We start from the raw sequence: 15,768 nt of genomic DNA on the forward strand, positions 1-15,768 counted from the left end.
AGGGTCTGTTCTAGGGGGCCACGATGAGGGTGGCGGCAGCGTCAGACGATGCGGCGCCGCAGGAACTGGTGTCCTACGCCGCCCGTGAGATTGCCGCCAGTAACGCCGGGGGATGGGTCAGCCGGCGTCGAGGAGTTCGTCGACGAGTGCTTTCGTCTCCCGGTCGGTCTGCCCTGGGGGAAGGCTGTTGGTCATGTCCCGCCACGTCGCGATTGCGGTGCGGAGTCCGGTGTGGTTGCCGGCGGCGGCTTCGGCGCGCGTCAGGTCCCGGTGGAGCCATTCGCAGTACGAGTCGACCGCGAGTCCGGTCCGGCAGGCGGCGCGGGCGCTCGGGAGGTCCTGATACGGCCCGTCCTGGGTGCGGTAGGCGGCGACCGTGTGCGCGACGGAGGTGATGTCGGCCTGCATCCGGGCCCGGAGCCCGCTCATCCACGCCGCGCCGTGCGTCCCCAGCGGAATCCCCTTGACGAGCGCGAGCGCCCGCTCGAGGTAGTTCAGCCCGTCGGCGCCCCGGCTGAGTCCGAGTTCGGCGAACCGCTCGAACTCGTGCCAGTCACACCGCACCCCGTCCGACACCGCATAGGGGGCGTTCTTCCCCTTGCGCTGCGGCACGTACGGGTTCCCGTCCGGGTCTTCACCCAGCGCTATGCGCAGGTCCCGCAGCCGGGCGCTGAGTGTCCTTTGTGACCAGGGCTCAGGGTCTCCGAGGTCCTCGCAGAGCCGGTCGGGGCTGCTGCCCGGCTTCAATACCAGGTGCGCGGCCAGTTCCACGAGCCGTGGCGAGAGCTCCTGGTCGACGTTGTCCACGGCGAGGTCGCCCAGCACTCGAAGGCGCGGCGCCGCATCCGCGGGCCCTGCCTCACTCAGCCTGCGGTCACCGGCAGTCTCTTCGGCGGCCGGAACCCGTTCGTGCTTCGTGAGGGAATGCACCGCAGGGATCCGGTACTTCGGGCCGATCGGAACCTCTGGCTGCGCGGTCTCCGTCTCCTGGGACGGCACCGGGCGCAGGCCTGCCGCGCTGGGATCCACGCCGGCGCCCAGCAGCGCCTGGAACACCACCGGCTGCCCTGGCTCCTCACTATCCGACGACTCGTCCTTGCCGGCAGGCTCCGTGCTGTCGTCGGGCTCCGCCGGAACAGGCTGGGGAGCGGCCTGGACAGCGTGGACGGTGGGGCCTGGAACCTTGACGGGTTCTGGCGGCACGTGTTCCCACACCCCCTCCGCCTTCTCGGCCGGCTCCTGGGCACGCCCCACCGCGTCGGCGAGCTCGTTCAGGGTCGCGGCGTCGAGGCGCTGCAGAACGATGTCCGCACCGATCTCGTCCACCCGTTGCGGCTGGTCAGTCCCTGCATCGATGACCTCGACCGGGAAGATGTTCGCGGCCGTGGCCGGGAGCACCAGAATGCAGGGGGTGTGATGCTGGCCGCGTTCCAGGGATTCGGCGAGCTGCCAGATGACGTCCTCGTCGGCCTCCGCAGCGCACAGCACCACATACGGGAGGCCGGCCTCCTCAGGATTCTGTATGGCCTCCAGGACCCGCTGGGCGAACTCGCCGGCCGCGAGCCTCGGGTCGGCCAGGTACTGGACGCCCAGCGCCCGCAGTCCCGCAGCCATCGCGCCCATACCGGAGGCGAGGACTTCCACGTGGTCTGCGTGGGGGCCTATGGCGAGCTCGGTGGCCATCGCCGCCATCACCTGTGCCCGCTCCTCGGCGCTGCCGTCGACGAGCAGGACCTGCCACGTACTCAGGTCGGCGAGCAGCAGTTCACCGCCAGGAGTGGCGCCGAGCGTGACCATCGCCGCGTACGGCCACTCGACCGATGCGTCGGCCTCCCGCCCCCCCGTCGTCGAGCGGAGCGGTGTGGGGGAGAGTCCACCACCCGGCCTCCACCGTGGTGAAGGGGGCGATGACGTCGAGGCTGATGTCGTCGGGCAGGACCTGGACGCTGTCCGCGGTGATCCGAGCCGCCCGCAGCACCGGCGGCGCCCCGTCGGTCTTGTGTGAGGCCAGCAGGGCGAGGGCGGCATGAAGGCGCTCCACGCCCTCAGCGCCGTCGTGCGCCGCCTCCTCGAGGACGCTTTCGACCGGCTCCGGCTCGCTCACAGCAACCCGCTGACCGGGACGGCGTGCGCGCCACTGCCACAACCGCCGCGCGCCGAGGGACGCGGTCACGACCGCGGCGAGCAGCCCGAACACCTGAAGCCCCAACTCGGCGCTGACCATGGAGCCTTCGGGCGCCTGCTTAGGTGCATCGGTGCTGTCCGCAGCCGGATCGCCGGTGCGCTCGGCCGCACCAGGAGCCGACGGTTGAGCGGAAGCCGAGGCATCACCCGACGGCGAGGTCGCCCCGCCACGCTCTCGGCTGGGCTGGGAAGGCTTCGCCGACTCGCGAGGGCTTGCCTCGCCCTGACCGGCCCCGGCCTCGCGGTCGCCGCTGTCGTCCCGGTTCGGTGTGTCGTCCGCAGGACGATCCTTCCCGTGATCGGACGGATCCTGCTCTTTGCCGCTGCCGCTGCCGGGCGCGTCCTGGCCACCGTCGGAGGCTCCGGACTCGTCCTTGCCGGAGCCCGACCCCTTCTCCGGCTTCTCTTGCTTCTCCTGCTCTGCGGGGCCTTCGGTGTCGGCGCCGGGTTGCAGAGCCGCCGGAATGGTCACGCGCTGGCCGGGCACGATCAGGTCCGGATCGACTATCGACGGCAGGCCGGCAGGCTGCTCACCGCGACTGGCCTCGAAAACCTTGGGCCAGTTACCGGCGTCTCCGGTCTCCTCGCGGGCAATCTCGGAGATCGTGTCCCCAGGCGCGACGACGCGTTCCTTGTCCTCGTGAGCATCGGAGTGGGCTCGCACACCGTCCCCCTGACCCGCACCCGAGGCTCTGCCGTCCTCGGCGACAGGCGCCCTGTGTTCAGCGCCGGGAGCGCTGACGCTGTCGATGCGCGGCACGTCGGCCGGCAGCTGAAGCACCCATCCGGGCTGGATCGGTCCGTCGGTGCGGAAGACGCTCCCGTCGACCATGACCTTGCCCTCGTTCGCCTCGGCGATGTGCGTGTAGTCCTCGCCGTGCCCGTACAGGCGCTCCGCGATCGACCACAGGCTCTCGGCCGGCCTCGTGTCCCCTGTACGCCAAGTACTCCTTCCTCGGGGTCTCCCTCGTCTCGCTCCTGCGCGGCGCCGCTGGCATTTGGCCCGAAGTCCAGCGCGCACAGGCAGACTTCGTGCAGCGCCCCGATGCTCTGCTGGCACGCGAGCACGCCCAGCTCCAGCTCCTGGCCCAGCTCGACGGCCCGCGCGCCTGCGGCACCGCCGCATACGAGGACGGGGTCCTGTTCACCCGGCCGGTGCCCGGCCCGACGCTCGGCGATCTCCTCATGACCACCCCGGAACAGGCCACCGCCCTGCTCGAGATCACGCTTTCGGAGCTGCGGCCGCTGTACCGGTCCCGCACCGCGGGCTGGCTCTGCCCTGCCGGAGCGATCGGTGAGCGCGGCATCGCCTCGACGTTCGCGCGGAAGTTCAACGGGATCAGCGGCCCGACCTACCTCGCTCAGCTCGGCGCGGACCGTCTCTCGCTCAAGATCCAGGAGGAAGTGCAGGCGCGGCTGCGGGCTGTGGTGGCGCGTCTGCGGCGCGTCCGGCTCCTGCCCGTCCAGACCTCCAGCCCCGTTCTCGTCTACGGCGAGCTGAAGCCCGAGCACGTGATCTTCGCCGACGGTCCCGACGCACGGCCGCAGTTCATCGACCCGGGCCTCAGCCACGGACGGCCCAGCAGCGACGTCGCGAAGCTGATCAGCCGCACCGCTCTGCGCCTGCTCACGGCTGGCCCAGGGCATCGGGCGCGCACCACGGAACTCGTCGCAGGCTTCGACCGGTTCGCTCAGCGGCGGACCGCCGCGCTCGCGCCGAAGACGTCCCGGACCTGGCAGCGCGAGGTCCTCGTCCTGTGGCTGATGGACACGGTCAACCTGCTGTCCACCCTCCTGTCGGCGCCGCGCGGTCTGCCGCTCAATGAACGCGCCCGGGCCCTGGCCGACCACCCGCTGCCGGCGTGCCGCCTCGTCGACCAGCTCAGCACCGACCTCGTCCGCCAGCGCGACGCACGCCTCACCTGGGACCGCGCCATGACCTATCTCCTGGAGGCCGCGTCATGACGCACCCTGCCCTCCACTCCATCGGGTTGATCGGCGCGGGCGCCGTCGGACAGAGCGTCGCCACCGCCCTGTGCACCAGCCAGCTCAGCGAACGCCTCCTGATCGGCTCCCGCACCCGCGAGCAGGCCCGCGCCCTCGCCGCCGACATCGAGGACCTGCGCGAGACCACCCGGGCCGCGACCCGGCCTCAGGCCACCACGGTCACCGCCATGCACGCCTGCCAGGCCGTCGTCATCGCCGCCCGGGCAGCGTTCACGAACACCGCCCGCACCGACGTCCGCATGGCCGGTGCCGCGGCGAACACCCCGGTCCTCCTCCGCCTCGCCCACCAACTGCGCGGCTACCAGGGCATCGTCCTCGTGGTCACCAACCCGGTCGACATCATGACCCGCCTGTTCGCCGAGACCTCCGGATGCACCCGCGTGTACGGGATCGGCTCCAACCTCGACAGCGCCCGCTACCGCTCCACCGTCGCCCGGCACCTGGCAGTCACCCCTGCCGCCGTGCACGGGCACGTGATCGGCGAGCACGGCGACGGCGCCGTCATCTGCGCCTCCACCACCACCGTCAACGGCCACCCGGCCGCCCTTCCCCTCGACCTCGCACGCACCGAACTCGCCAGCCGCTCCGGCCGCATCAGCTCAGGCATCGGCCGCACCCGCTGCGGCCCGGTCGGTGCCGTCCTGACCGCACTGCGCAAGAGCACCGGCACCGCCGACGGCACCGAAGAGCTCAGTACCCCCGGCCCCACCGGCGTCTACCTCGGCCAGCCCGTCAGCTTCACGTCCGGACGGGCCACGGTCCACATGCCCGCCCTCGACACGGCCGAGCAGGAGCAGTGGAACCACACCCGCGACAAGCTCCACGCCGCCTACCAGAACCTCACCGACCACCTCACGATCCGAACCAACCGCAACGAGAGGACCCCCGCATGAACCCCGGCCCCACCGCCCTGCGCCTGGACGCCGCCGGCCACCAGCTGACCCTCGTCTCCGACACCACCTCCATCAGCGACTACAACCGCCGCTACCTCGGCCCCTGCTGGAACGCCTTCGAAGTCCCCCGCTCCAGCGTCTCGACCGGCCCCCTCCTCATCGCCGACGTCCAGCCCGACGCCTACACCGCCCTGCGCACGGCAACCGAGAACGCCAGCCACGACACCGCCAGCTACGCCCGCGCCGACACCCTCGTCGCCCGGGACACGGACGGCACCATCACCGCGGTCAGCCCCGGCCCCGCCCTCGCCTACCGGCACCAGACCCGCACCGGACACATCAGCGTCTGCGGCCTCGACGCCGAGCAGGTCGCCCTTGCCAGCGCCCGCATCGCCCGCGACACCCTGCGCGGACTGCTCCTCACCGACGGCTGGACCCTCCTGCACGCCTCCGCCGTCGTCCGCGACGGCCAGGCCGTCCTCACCCTCGGCGACAAGGGCGCCGGCAAGACCACCACCGCCCTCGCCCTGGCCACCCACGGCTGGAGCCTGCTCGCCAACGACCGCGTCTTCGTCCGCCCCACCGCCGACGGACACGTCGACGTCCTGCCCTGGCCGTCCGCCGCCGCGATCGGACTCGGCCTCCTCGACGCACTGGGCTGGTTCGACACCGCCCGCACCCGCCTCAAGGACGGCGACCACCTCCACCCCACCCAGCACGACGACGTCACCCAGGCCCTCCTGGATGACCGGCGCACCCCGCTGTGGGAACCCGACGGCCGCCGCGAGCGCAAGGTCCAGGTCTTCCCCGACCAGTTCCACAGCTGGTTCGGCCTGACCCTCGCCACCCGCGCCCGCGCCGCCCACCTGGTCTTCCCCGAGATCAGCCCGGCCCAGAAGCCGGCCACTACGGACCGGGAACGCCGCCTGATCGAGAGTGACTTCATGCACGGGGCCACCGAGGACCGCTACCCCGACATCCTCCATCTCGCCCCCACCGGCAGCGGCAATGCCCATGCCCGCCAGGCCGTGTCCGTGTACATCCGACCCGCGCACGGACACGGCCCCTTCCGTTCCACCAGCCCAGCCCCGCTGCAGAGCCGCGAGCACACCAGCCAGGAGCCCAGACGAACGAACCGCCAGCGAGCCAAGGAGGAACCGTGTTCTCGGCAGACGACCATGACTCGGCACTGCGCCGCGCCCGCCTTGCCCGCAACATGACTCAGGAGGAGGTCGCCGACGCACTTAACGCGATCACCGGACTCGCCGCTGATGCCAGCCTCATCAGCGCCTGGGAATCAGGACGCTGCCGCACCGGACGACGCAACCGCCAGGGCCTGTGCAAGCTCTTCGGTGAACGCACTGAAGTGCTGTTCGCCCACCAGGACGGCGCCACAGCGACCATGCTGGAATCATCCGGCACCGACGTCGTACTCAAGGTGCTCACCCGATGGACCGACCTGATGGAAGCGATGATCGACGTCGTGCACGGCGCCCGCGAACAGCTCGTCGTCACCGGCAGCCGCTCCCGCGAACAGACCTACCTGACGGCCCTCGAGACCACCGTCGCCCACCACCGGGACCTCGTGCACTACCGCGTCCTCTACGGACCGCCCCGCCACCGCGAGCTCGAAGACCACCTCCTGCGCCTGCTGGAACTGCGCGACCCGGCCGCACGCCACAACGGCATCAAAACCCTCCACCTCGGGATCGTCGAAGGACCCGCCCTGGAGCGGAACTTCGTCGCCTCCGAGACACAGGCCGTAGTCCCCCTGCCCTCCCTGCACGGGGCCGACAGCTTCGACTGCGGCGTCCTGCTGAACCGAGAGGCAGCGCAGGGCCTGGTCCACCATGGGTGGGAAGCAGCAGCCGCAGCCCGATCCGTGGAAACCGCCGCGGCCATCCGCGCACTGAGGGCCCAGAACCACCGACGAAGCGAGGACCAACGTGAGTGACAACGCGGCACCCCGCCACCCGGACACCGCCTCCGTGACCGCGCTGGCCCAAGAACTCGTCCGCCACCCCAGCCGCGCCGGCATCGACCCCTACGGCCCGGTACTGGACGTCCTCGAGAACTGGCTCCGAGCCCACGACGTTCCGCACCGGCGCCTGAACCATGACGGCGAACTCGCCGGGCTCCTCGTGGAGATCCCCGGCGGGCGCCCAGGGCCGTGGTGGGCCCTCGACGCCTGCGTCGACACCGCACCCTACGGAGACGAGACCGCCTGGTCGTTCCCACCCGACTCCGGAGACGTCAGGGAAGGATGGCTCCTTGGGCGCGGTAGCGCCGACTCGAAGCTGGCGGCCGCCATGTTCTGCCACCTGGCCGCCGAACTCCTGCCGCGCGCCGCAGACCTCCACGGAGGTCTCGCTGTCCTCCTCGACGTCGACGAGCACACCGGACGCTTCGGCGGCGCCCGCGCCTATCTCGCCGACCAGCACGCACCTCGCCCGGCCGGAGTGATGATCGGCTACCCGGGCCCGGACGAAGTCGTCGTCGGCGGCCGCGGCCTGTGGCGCGCAAAGATCGCCGTCCACGCCCCGTCCGGACACTCCGGCTCCAGGCGCACCGTGGTCTCCGCCATCTCCCGCGCGGCCCGCCTCGTCCAACTCCTCGATGCGGCAGAGCTACCCGCCGCCGACACGACATCGGACTTTCCCCTTCCGCCCAAACTGACGGTCACCGCCCTACACGCAGGCTCCGGCTTCTCCGTCACCCCCGACCTGTGCGACATGAACGTCGACGTACGCCTCACCCCGCACTTCGGCGCACAGGACGCGCTGAGCCTGGTGCAGAACGCCGTGGCCGTCCTGGACGCCGAGCTGCCCGCCCCGCAGCCGACCGGCATCACGCCAGTCGCGACCTGGCCGCCCTTCCGCCTCGGCGCGGACGAGCAGCCGGCCGCCGCACTGCTGCACGCGGCCGCGGCCCAGGGGCTGCCGGTACAGGCGAAGATCGCAGGACCGTCGAACATCGGGAACCTGCTCGCAGGAGAAGGCGTCCGGGCGACGGCCGGCTTCGGTGTCCGCTACGAGGGGCTGCACGGCATCGACGAGCGGGCTTTCCTCGGCGACCTGCCCCAGGTGTTTGCCGCGTATCGAGCGGCCACGCTCCAGCTCCTGGCTCCGTGACAGCACTGCCCGGTCGGGAGACCCAGAAGACCAATGCCCAGTCCGTCTGCACGGCCACGTGGGCGGAGCCCTGTGCCACCGCGTGGTGGCACAGGGCTCCGATGAGGGGCGTTGATTCAGACAGTCCGGCGGTACCGCACGCACCGGAGCAGGACCACTGCGGCCGCCAGGGCGACCCCGGTCGGGACCTGCGGCTGCAGCTGGATTGCGGTACCGAGGGCGGCCGCGTTGATCCAGTCCTGCGCCTGGGGGCGGCGGTACTCGATCCTCACGGGTTTCCACATCTGTGCTTCCATGTGCTTGTCCTCGCTCTGCTCTCGCACGGGCATTGCACGCGGACGTACGCGGGGATCGCCTTGCAGGGCGGTCCCCGCCCGCGTTGCGGTAGACGGTATGTGTCGCGACGCGGGGTCGATCTCCTCAAGGGCAGCCGTCGGCCACGGGCTCAACTGCCCCTTCTTGCATGGCTTTTGCTGGTTGCCGGGATGTCAATAGGGGAGCCTATAGGCGTCTGACCTGCGGGTTCTTCTGGGGAATCCGCGCAGATCGCCTTGGATGATCATCTTCCGGTTTGAAGTTGGCTGGATCTCGACCACCTGTCGATAGGTCGAGGGCTCATCGCTCGCTCGCTCAGGCGCGTGAAAGTCCCAGCCTTGTCCCATCCGCCTCCCGGAAACGTCGTAGGCGGGTCCCAACTACGTCTCTGGGAACAGATCTTCGATCGCGGTGTGATGGATTCACGCCGCCCCACCAAGGGGGCGGCACCGTCCATCGGACTCCTGGAAGGGACGTTCTCATGACGAACACCACCGCCGAGACCAGCACCGAGGCCCAGCCCGCGAACGCCGACCCGGTCTTCGCGCCGGTCGTCTCCACCGCGCCGGTCGTCGAGGCGACGCGCGGCCGGCAGACGTTCAACGACTCGGACAAGGACAACTACTTCGAGGGCTGAGCCGCCCCGGAGCTCGTGAGGCGCGGTGCTGGCGCCGACGGCGCCAGCACCGTCCTCGAAAGGGAGTGAGACCACGATGGAACACACCTTGATCAGCACCACGGATGCGGAGACGTCCGACGGCCGGGAGTTCGCGCCGGCACTGTCCGCAGCCCGTGTCGTGGAGGCGACCCGCGGCCGGGAGGTCGCCAACGACCCGGACAAGGACCTGTTCTTCTTCGGCGCCTGACCGACCGGGGCCCATGAGATGCGGCGCGGCACACCACCACCGGGTGCCGCGCCGCACGTCTGTCACGGCAGAGAGGCAGCAGCAATGAGCACGATGTGGATCGAGGGCGGCCCAGGCAACAGCAGCCTCGCGGCGGGCGCGGCGCCCTCGCCGGAAGCGCCGGGCTGGCGCTCGGGCGTACCGGCACGGACCGTACGGGACGGCGACTGCACCGTCAGTGTGGTCGGCACCTGCCGGGCGAGCACGACCGAGCTGCGCACCGGCGGACTCGAGGCGGTGCGCCGGGGCGGTTGGGCGGATCTGACGCGGTGGCCGGGCTCCTACTGGGTGGTCGCCGAACGCGGCCCGGCCATGTTCGTCGCGGGCGACCTCGCCGGCGTCCGCGGCCTGTTCGTCGGCCGGACCAGCACGGGCCGCACAGTGTGGGGTTCGTCAGCATCCCGGATCGCCGAGCTGGTGGGGTCGGTGCCGGACCTGTCGCTGCTGGCCGCGCAGATCGTGGCCGGAGACCACTGGCCCGAGTGCTCCCCGTACAGCGGCGTGCACCAAGTGCCCGGCGGCCGCGGCCTGCTACTGCAGGACGACCGCTGGCAGACCGTCGACATCACCGCTTCGCTCGCGCCGGTCACGCTGGCCGAGCGTGCGGAGCAGGTCGGCCACGCACTGCGCACGGCGACGGAGGCGCACGTGCGTGACCACGAGGAGGTGGGTGCCGACCTGTCGGGCGGTCTGGACTCCTCGACTCTGGTGCTGCTGGCCGCTCGTCACCGAAGGGTGCGGACCGTCTCCTACGGCGGCCCGCTGGCCAGTGCGGAGGACGGCCCTTTCGCCGCCCGCGTCGCAGCGCACGCGGGCCTCGAGCATCACGTGTGCCCAGGCGGCCCGCAGACGTGGCACTTCGCCGCCCCGCCGTCGGCCGCGACGGACGGGCCGACGCTGTCGTCGGCGATCGCGGGCATGGACGCCGCCTACCTCGCCCCGGCGGCCGGGCTGCCCGTGCATCTGACCGGGCACGGCGGGGACGTGGTGCTGGAGTCGTCCTCCGCCGCCTTCGTAGACCTCGTCCAACGAGGCCTGCGCCGGGAGGCCAAGCATCAGGTGACCGCGTGGGCGCGGCTGCGCGACCAGGCGCCGCGCCCGCTGTGGCGTCAGGTGAAGCAGGCCGCGGAGCTCGGTCGCGGCGCCGCCGTCGCGGCGGCCGCCGACCTGATCGAAAGCGGCCGGCACGACGACGTTCCGCAGCTGTGGTCGTGGTGCAGGCCCGGCCCCGCAGCCGGCTGGCTCACCGACCACGGCCGCAGCGAGGTCGCACGGCTACTGCGGGCATCCGCCGAGGCGGTGCCCGGCCCGGGCGCGGGGGAGTGGGACGACTGGACGGCACTCCGAGCGAACGGGAACGCCGCCCGCCAGACGATCAGCCTCTACGCCCCGCTCGGCGTACATCCCGCCTTCCCCTTCCTCGACAACGAGGTCGTGCGGGCCTGCCTCGCCTTGCCCGCCCACCAGCGGCGCCGCACCGGCGCCTACAAGCCCCTCCTGGGCGCCGCCCTGCCCGAACTGCCCGGCTGGCTCGCCGGCCGCCGCTCGAAAGGCTCCTTCGGACCCGTCCTGCTCTCCGGCCTGCCCGCCCACCGCCCCGCCCTGCAGCAACTCGTCCTCTCCAGCCCGCTGGTTCTCGCCGGACTGGTCGACGCTCAGCAGGTGATCACGGACCTGCACCGTGCGGCCGCGGGCGAGGCCGGCGCGCCGCTGGCCGCGCTCCAGCAGTTCCTGACCACCTGCCAGTGGCTGAACAACCTCCCCACACCGACAGCCGCTTCGACACAGAAGGCGACACCGTGCTGATACGACCCGACCACGTCCGGCACGCCGACCTCGGACACAGCACCACCGCCGTCCTCAACACCCGCACGGGCATGTGGGTGTGGCTCGACGAGGACACCCGCCGCATCTGGGACGCAGCCCTGACGGGCCCGCAGGCCCTGCGCACCCTCGTCGACACCGTCGCGGCCCGCGGACACGACCCCCGGCAGGTACGCGAGACGGTGCAGCAGACCGTGGCCACCCTCAACGACCAGGGCCTGCTCCACCCCTACACCGGACCCCACACCAGGTCCCGCCGACCGAGCTGGAGGAGGTGGCACACATGCCGCTGATGGCCCCCCACACCCCACGGTCCACCGAACCGCTGCACGTGCGGATGCTGGCCCTCTTCGCGCTCCTGGTGGCCGTGCCCGGACACCGGATCCCCCTCGCCCTCCTGCTCCGGCTCGTCAACACGGTGCGCCACCTGCCCCCGGCGGAGCCTGCGGTCGCCGCATGCGTGCACCAGGCCGTCCTGCGCGCACGGCCACGCTGGTTCGGCGGGCGCCTCGCCTGCATGGAGGTGTCCCTGGCCACCGTGATCGCCCTCGCCCTGTGTGGCCGGCGCGCGCATTGGGTGCTCGGCGCCCGCGCCCTGCCGAACGAAGCCCACGCCTGGGTGAAGGGCCCGGGATTCACCCTGGGCCTGGAGAACGACGACCCGGTCCGCCCCTGGACCGCCGTCCTCGTCACCCCCGAACCCCGTCACTCACACGAGTGAACGAGACGGCCCCGAATTGACGCCCGGCGGTCTCAACTGGACGCCTGCACGATCACGCCGATAACTCAGGTGCGCTAGCCCGCGGGCGTCCCCTACACCGGGGACGTGACCACGACCTCCACCCCGGCGGGCGGGCCGCCGGTGATGCGGCTCAAGACCGACCCGCACCATGCCCGCACCAGTCAGGTCAGCACCTGGACCATCGCCCGTCGACTGCCCGCAGCCTTGCGGTCGGCCGCCCGCCTCGGCTGGGCCGCCGACCGCAGGGCCATGGGCCTGATGCTCACCGCACAGATTGCCACGGCCGTCCTCGCCGCCGTCGCTCTCGCCGCGATCACGGCCGTGATGCGCCAGGGTCTCGATGTCCTCACCGCCTACACCGACCACCGCCCCACCGGCCCGCTCCTCGGGGAACTTGCGTGGCCCGTCGCGATCGTCCTCACGGCGCTGATCGGCCGCTCCCTCACGGACGCCGCCGCGCAGGCGGCAGCCGCCCGCCTCGGCCCGAAAGCCGCCCGGCAGGCCGACCTCCAGGTCCTTCAGGCCGCGGCCGTGGTCGAACTCGCCGCCTACGAGCACCCCGGCTTCGAGGACAGCCTCGAGGCCGCCGGCCGCGGCGCCGACTCCGCCCGCGAACTCCTCGCCGACACCCAGGCGATGATCTCCGCCCTCGCCCAGCTCGCTGCCGCCGCGACCGTCCTGCTCACCCTGCACCCGGCCCTGCTCGGCTGCCTCGTCCTCGCCGCCCTCCCACGCGGTCTCGCCGCGGTGAAGGCCGCCCGCATCGAGCATGCTGCCGCACACGACACCCTCGCCGACACCCGACTGCGATCCGTGCTGCGCAACTACGCCACCGACCGCAACACCGCCACCGAGCTCCGCGCCTGCAACATGGGCGCCTTCCTCACCGGCCGCTACCAGCAGGTCTCCGACCGCCTCGAACACGAGGCACTCACCGCCGCCCTGCGCGGACTGCGCACACGACTGACCGGCGACGCCGTCTCCGGCCTCGCGATGCTCGCCGCCTGGGCCGTCCTCGCCCTCCTCGTCACCACCGCACGCATCGACACCGCAGCGGCCGGCACCGCCGTCATCGCCATGCGCACCGCCGCGAGCATGCTCACCGGCATGATGCGAGCCGGCGCCCGCCTCTTCCGCACCAGCCTCTTCCTCGACGACTGGAACGCCTTCCTGCACACCGCCCACGACCTGCGCACCCACCGCGGCACCGCCCAGGCGCCCACTGACGGGCCGACCGTCATCAGCGCCCGCGACGTCACTTTCACCTACCCCGGCACCGGCCAGCCCGCCCTGCGCGGCATCGACCTCGACCTGAAGAAGGGCGAAGTCGTCGCCCTGGTCGGCGAGAACGGCTCCGGCAAAACCACCCTCGCCCATCTCCTAACCGGCCTCTACCTCCCCGACACCGGCACCGTCGCCTGGGACCAGACCGACCTCGCCACTGCCGACCCCCACACCGTGTGGCAGTCCCTGGCCCTGGTCCCACAGGACTACACACGCTGGCCCCTGACCTGCCGCGAGAACATCACCCTCGGCACCCCCGCACCTGACGGCGACACGGCAGTCCACCGAGCCGCCCGCGAAGCAGGCGCGGCCGCCGTCGTTGAGAAGCTGCCCCAGGGCCTGGACACGTCACTCGCGCGCTCCTGGTGGGGCGGACACGACCTCTCCAGCGGACAGTGGCAACGCATCGCCATCGCCCGCGCCTTCCACCGCAACGCGCCCGTCCTGATCCTCGACGAACCGACGGCAGCGCTCGACGCCCGGGCCGAGCATCAGGTGTTTTCCCGGCTGCGGCAGTTGTCCGCCGGGCGCACCGCGTTGTTCATCACCCACCGGCTGGCCAACGCCAGAGTCGCCGACCGCGTCATCGTCTTGGACCAGGGCCAGGTCGTGGAGAACGGGACCTACGACGAACTCCTCCGAGACGGCGGCCTGTTCGCAGAGCTTCACGCCATGCAGGACGGCACCGACGAACAGGCCAGCGTGCCGGCCGCGCGATGACCGAGGGCAGCGCCCGCTCCCGCCGGCGGTCGTGCGAGGGGAGGGGCTCGCTCTCGCACGACCCGGTCCCGCTACTTGGAGTGAGAGCGCCCCAGTTCCCTGCACCCTGAGCGGCGTCCCATCCTCACAACGACACTGCCCGTTCGTCGAGATCCTGCATGCCCGTCTCCGCCATCGGCCGGCGCCGGGTACCGTGAGGTGAACGACCTGCCGGGAGGACCAGATGAGCGCGCAGCCAGACCACGCCCCCGCCCCGCCGTACGCTCTCGCTCCCGGGGCTCCGGCCGAACTCCTCGCCCAGCTGCGCGCCGACCGACGTGCCGACACCTGGGTGCCCGCCTTCGAGCAGGAGTGGGCTGCCGCGCTCGAGGAGTCACGCAGCACCTTCTCCCTCGCCGCGCTGTACGACGTCGTCCAGGAGTGGCAGGGACGCCTCGCCGCCGCCCCGGCCGTCGACGCGTTCGCCGCCTCCGGCCACGACGACAGCGGCTTCATCGACATGGCGGAGCTCCGCGGCAGGCGACGCCGACCGTGACCGCACAGCAGCCCTACGCGGTCCGCTTCTCCGCTGGCGCCGCCAAGGCCCTCGCCACCCTGCCCGAACACGCCGAAGACACCGTCTGGGACGTCCTGGACGCCGCCGCAGCCGACCCATGGGGCTTCCGGCAGTGGAACACCGGCGACACCGAAGGCGAAGACGTGCGCCACGCCTCTGTCGGCCAACTGTCCCTCACATACTGGATCAACCGACCCCTGCGCCGTCTGTCTGTCTGTCCTGACTGTCACCTGGCTCGGATAGGCAGCCGAGCGAGGGCAGGCTCGGGCATTGCCGCGCGCCGAACGAAGATGGGCGCACCACAACCAACAACGCGGGAGCGCCGCTGACACACTGGGGCACAGCGTGGATCTTGTGAAGGGGGAGCAGTGGCAGGTAAAAGCGGTGCGTGGCCGTACGGGTCGACGGCTGCCCTCCGGGAGGACGTCCTGCGGGTGCTGGGGGTCCTCAAGGTGGCGACTGCCGACCAGATCCAGGAGCTGACCCGCCCCCACCTGACCTTCCGGCACCCGGCCCCGCGCAACCGCGGCCACCGCACGGCCGCGCACCGCAACGCCGCCCTCGACCTGGCGCACCACGGGTTGGTGCTCTCAGAGGGGCGCAGCAGGGAAAGGGCGAAGCTCTACGGACTCACCACGGCCGGCGCACAGCGGCACGAGCGCCCTCGTGCGCCTGAGTTCCGGCGCGCGGCACCGATGGCGGGTCCGGGGCGGTCACGGCTGCGGCGGCAGCCGTGTGGCGCGTCGTGCGGGTCCTGATGCGATTCGACGCCAACCGGCAGCAAGGCCGGTGAGCGATACGCCCGGGCCACCCGGCCGTTGCCACGTCACGCTGATCCGCTGCGGAAGACGCGTCCTCAACGGCTGGTGGGACCTGTCGGAGACCGCCGTGAGGAAGTGGGCCTCTCTCGTTCACCAACACGGCGCCCACTCCGACGCACGGACCACACTCACCGAATGGGACCAGGGCCGCGAGTGGCCGATCCAGGAATGGCCGGCCCCCACGCGCTCCTCGGCACCTACCTCCAGCCTCGATCGCCCGCGTCATCGGGCATCGTCGTCATCCCCGGCCTCCCTGTGATCCCCCTGACCTCCGCGTCCAGCCATAGCGAAGAGCACAGCCAGAGTCTCCCGCACGTCCCGGACGTCATCGCGGCGCCGGGGACGAAGCGCCAGGGGGTGGCATTGAGGCCGGCTTTGTCCATGAG

At 71.7% G+C, this 15,768-nt stretch carries 18 protein-coding genes; 15 read left to right on the top strand and 3 right to left on the bottom strand.

Annotated elements, in window-relative coordinates; translation table 11 throughout:
* Positions 1–117: 117 nt before the first annotated feature.
* Positions 118–1,797 (bottom strand): AfsR/SARP family transcriptional regulator, encoded by a 1,680-nt coding sequence (locus tag ACZ4E1_RS07020; RefSeq protein ID WP_467536589.1) that lies wholly within the window; start codon positions 1,795–1,797, stop codon positions 118–120.
* Entirely contained in the window at positions 1,766–3,016 is a 1,251-nt protein-coding gene (locus ACZ4E1_RS07025; RefSeq protein WP_467536590.1) for a hypothetical protein, read from the bottom strand. The genes ACZ4E1_RS07020 and ACZ4E1_RS07025 overlap by 32 nt, the downstream gene beginning before the upstream one ends.
* A 200-nt stretch (positions 3,017–3,216) precedes the next feature.
* Between ACZ4E1_RS07025 and ACZ4E1_RS07030 the strand changes: the two genes are divergently transcribed.
* Genes ACZ4E1_RS07030 through ACZ4E1_RS07050 form a run of 5 tightly spaced genes read left to right on the top strand, consistent with a single transcriptional unit; the run spans position 3,217 to position 8,215 of the window.
* A complete protein-coding gene (locus ACZ4E1_RS07030; RefSeq protein WP_467536591.1) occupies positions 3,217–4,149 on the top strand; it encodes a phosphotransferase in 933 nt (310 codons plus the stop codon).
* Positions 4,146–5,084, top strand: a complete 939-nt coding sequence (locus ACZ4E1_RS07035) for a lactate/malate family dehydrogenase (RefSeq protein ID WP_467536593.1) — start codon at positions 4,146–4,148, stop codon at positions 5,082–5,084. Before ACZ4E1_RS07030 ends, ACZ4E1_RS07035 begins: the two co-directional genes overlap by 4 nt.
* Complete coding sequence (locus tag ACZ4E1_RS07040) at positions 5,081–6,304, top strand: hypothetical protein (protein ID WP_467536595.1); 1,224 nt, start codon at positions 5,081–5,083, stop codon at positions 6,302–6,304. The genes ACZ4E1_RS07035 and ACZ4E1_RS07040 overlap by 4 nt, the downstream gene beginning before the upstream one ends.
* Positions 6,244–7,038, top strand: a complete 795-nt coding sequence (locus ACZ4E1_RS07045; protein ID WP_467536597.1) for a helix-turn-helix transcriptional regulator — start codon at positions 6,244–6,246, stop codon at positions 7,036–7,038. The genes ACZ4E1_RS07040 and ACZ4E1_RS07045 overlap by 61 nt, the downstream gene beginning before the upstream one ends.
* On the top strand, positions 7,031–8,215 hold the full coding sequence (locus ACZ4E1_RS07050) for a M20 family metallopeptidase (RefSeq protein ID WP_467536600.1): 1,185 nt from the start codon (positions 7,031–7,033) through the stop codon (positions 8,213–8,215). The genes ACZ4E1_RS07045 and ACZ4E1_RS07050 overlap by 8 nt, the downstream gene beginning before the upstream one ends.
* A gap of 116 nt (positions 8,216–8,331) precedes the next feature.
* Here ACZ4E1_RS07050 and ACZ4E1_RS07055 read toward each other — a convergent pair whose 3' ends face one another.
* A complete protein-coding gene (locus ACZ4E1_RS07055) occupies positions 8,332–8,511 on the bottom strand; it encodes a hypothetical protein (protein ID WP_467536601.1) in 180 nt (59 codons plus the stop codon).
* Between the two features lie 500 nt (positions 8,512–9,011).
* Here ACZ4E1_RS07055 and ACZ4E1_RS07060 point away from each other — a divergent pair, with 500 nt between their 5' ends.
* From ACZ4E1_RS07060 to ACZ4E1_RS07105, 10 genes are all read left to right on the top strand, one after another.
* Positions 9,012–9,167 carry a hypothetical protein gene (locus ACZ4E1_RS07060; RefSeq protein ID WP_467536602.1) on the top strand — a complete coding sequence of 52 codons (156 nt, stop codon included), beginning with the start codon at positions 9,012–9,014 and terminating at the stop codon, positions 9,165–9,167.
* A gap of 76 nt (positions 9,168–9,243) precedes the next feature.
* Positions 9,244–9,396: a hypothetical protein gene (locus ACZ4E1_RS07065; protein WP_467536604.1), complete on the top strand. Its 153-nt coding sequence runs from the start codon at positions 9,244–9,246 to the stop codon at positions 9,394–9,396.
* An 84-nt stretch (positions 9,397–9,480) separates the two neighbouring features.
* Positions 9,481–11,241 (top strand): asparagine synthase-related protein, encoded by a 1,761-nt coding sequence (locus ACZ4E1_RS07070; protein ID WP_467536605.1) that lies wholly within the window; start codon positions 9,481–9,483, stop codon positions 11,239–11,241.
* The gene (locus tag ACZ4E1_RS07075; RefSeq protein WP_467536607.1) at positions 11,235–11,552 is read left to right on the top strand and encodes a PqqD family protein; all 318 of its coding nucleotides are present in this window, start codon (positions 11,235–11,237) and stop codon (positions 11,550–11,552) included. The genes ACZ4E1_RS07070 and ACZ4E1_RS07075 overlap by 7 nt, the downstream gene beginning before the upstream one ends.
* The gene (locus ACZ4E1_RS07080; protein ID WP_467536610.1) at positions 11,543–11,980 is read left to right on the top strand and encodes a lasso peptide biosynthesis B2 protein; all 438 of its coding nucleotides are present in this window, start codon (positions 11,543–11,545) and stop codon (positions 11,978–11,980) included. Before ACZ4E1_RS07075 ends, ACZ4E1_RS07080 begins: the two co-directional genes overlap by 10 nt.
* Positions 11,981–12,085: 105 nt before the next feature.
* Entirely contained in the window at positions 12,086–14,005 is a 1,920-nt protein-coding gene (locus ACZ4E1_RS07085) for an ABC transporter ATP-binding protein (protein ID WP_467536612.1), read from the top strand.
* 223 nt (positions 14,006–14,228) lie between these two features.
* Positions 14,229–14,540 (top strand): DUF6247 family protein, encoded by a 312-nt coding sequence (locus tag ACZ4E1_RS07090; protein WP_467536614.1) that lies wholly within the window; start codon positions 14,229–14,231, stop codon positions 14,538–14,540.
* Complete coding sequence (locus ACZ4E1_RS07095; protein WP_467536616.1) at positions 14,537–14,890, top strand: hypothetical protein; 354 nt, start codon at positions 14,537–14,539, stop codon at positions 14,888–14,890. Before ACZ4E1_RS07090 ends, ACZ4E1_RS07095 begins: the two co-directional genes overlap by 4 nt.
* Before the next feature lie 39 nt (positions 14,891–14,929).
* Positions 14,930–15,319: a hypothetical protein gene (locus ACZ4E1_RS07100; RefSeq protein WP_467536618.1), complete on the top strand. Its 390-nt coding sequence runs from the start codon at positions 14,930–14,932 to the stop codon at positions 15,317–15,319.
* A complete protein-coding gene (locus tag ACZ4E1_RS07105) occupies positions 15,295–15,354 on the top strand; it encodes a hypothetical protein (RefSeq protein ID WP_467536674.1) in 60 nt (19 codons plus the stop codon). Before ACZ4E1_RS07100 ends, ACZ4E1_RS07105 begins: the two co-directional genes overlap by 25 nt.
* Positions 15,355–15,768: the final 414 nt, after the last annotated feature.

This window comes from Streptomyces sp. NPDC025806 (assembly GCF_055558275.1).

Coding starts and splice junctions, on each gene's coding strand:
- ACZ4E1_RS07020 (WP_467536589.1), bottom strand. CDS start 1,797: ATGGTCACGCTCGGCGCCACTCCTGGCGGTGAACTGCTGCTCGCCGAC.
- ACZ4E1_RS07025 (WP_467536590.1), bottom strand. CDS start 3,016: ATGGTCGACGGGAGCGTCTTCCGCACCGACGGACCGATCCAGCCCGGA.
- ACZ4E1_RS07035 (WP_467536593.1), top strand. CDS start 4,146: ATGACGCACCCTGCCCTCCACTCCATCGGGTTGATCGGCGCGGGCGCC.
- ACZ4E1_RS07040 (WP_467536595.1), top strand. CDS start 5,081: ATGAACCCCGGCCCCACCGCCCTGCGCCTGGACGCCGCCGGCCACCAG.
- ACZ4E1_RS07055 (WP_467536601.1), bottom strand. CDS start 8,511: ATGGAAGCACAGATGTGGAAACCCGTGAGGATCGAGTACCGCCGCCCC.
- ACZ4E1_RS07060 (WP_467536602.1), top strand. CDS start 9,012: ATGACGAACACCACCGCCGAGACCAGCACCGAGGCCCAGCCCGCGAAC.
- ACZ4E1_RS07065 (WP_467536604.1), top strand. CDS start 9,244: ATGGAACACACCTTGATCAGCACCACGGATGCGGAGACGTCCGACGGC.
- ACZ4E1_RS07070 (WP_467536605.1), top strand. CDS start 9,481: ATGAGCACGATGTGGATCGAGGGCGGCCCAGGCAACAGCAGCCTCGCG.
- ACZ4E1_RS07080 (WP_467536610.1), top strand. CDS start 11,543: ATGCCGCTGATGGCCCCCCACACCCCACGGTCCACCGAACCGCTGCAC.
- ACZ4E1_RS07090 (WP_467536614.1), top strand. CDS start 14,229: ATGAGCGCGCAGCCAGACCACGCCCCCGCCCCGCCGTACGCTCTCGCT.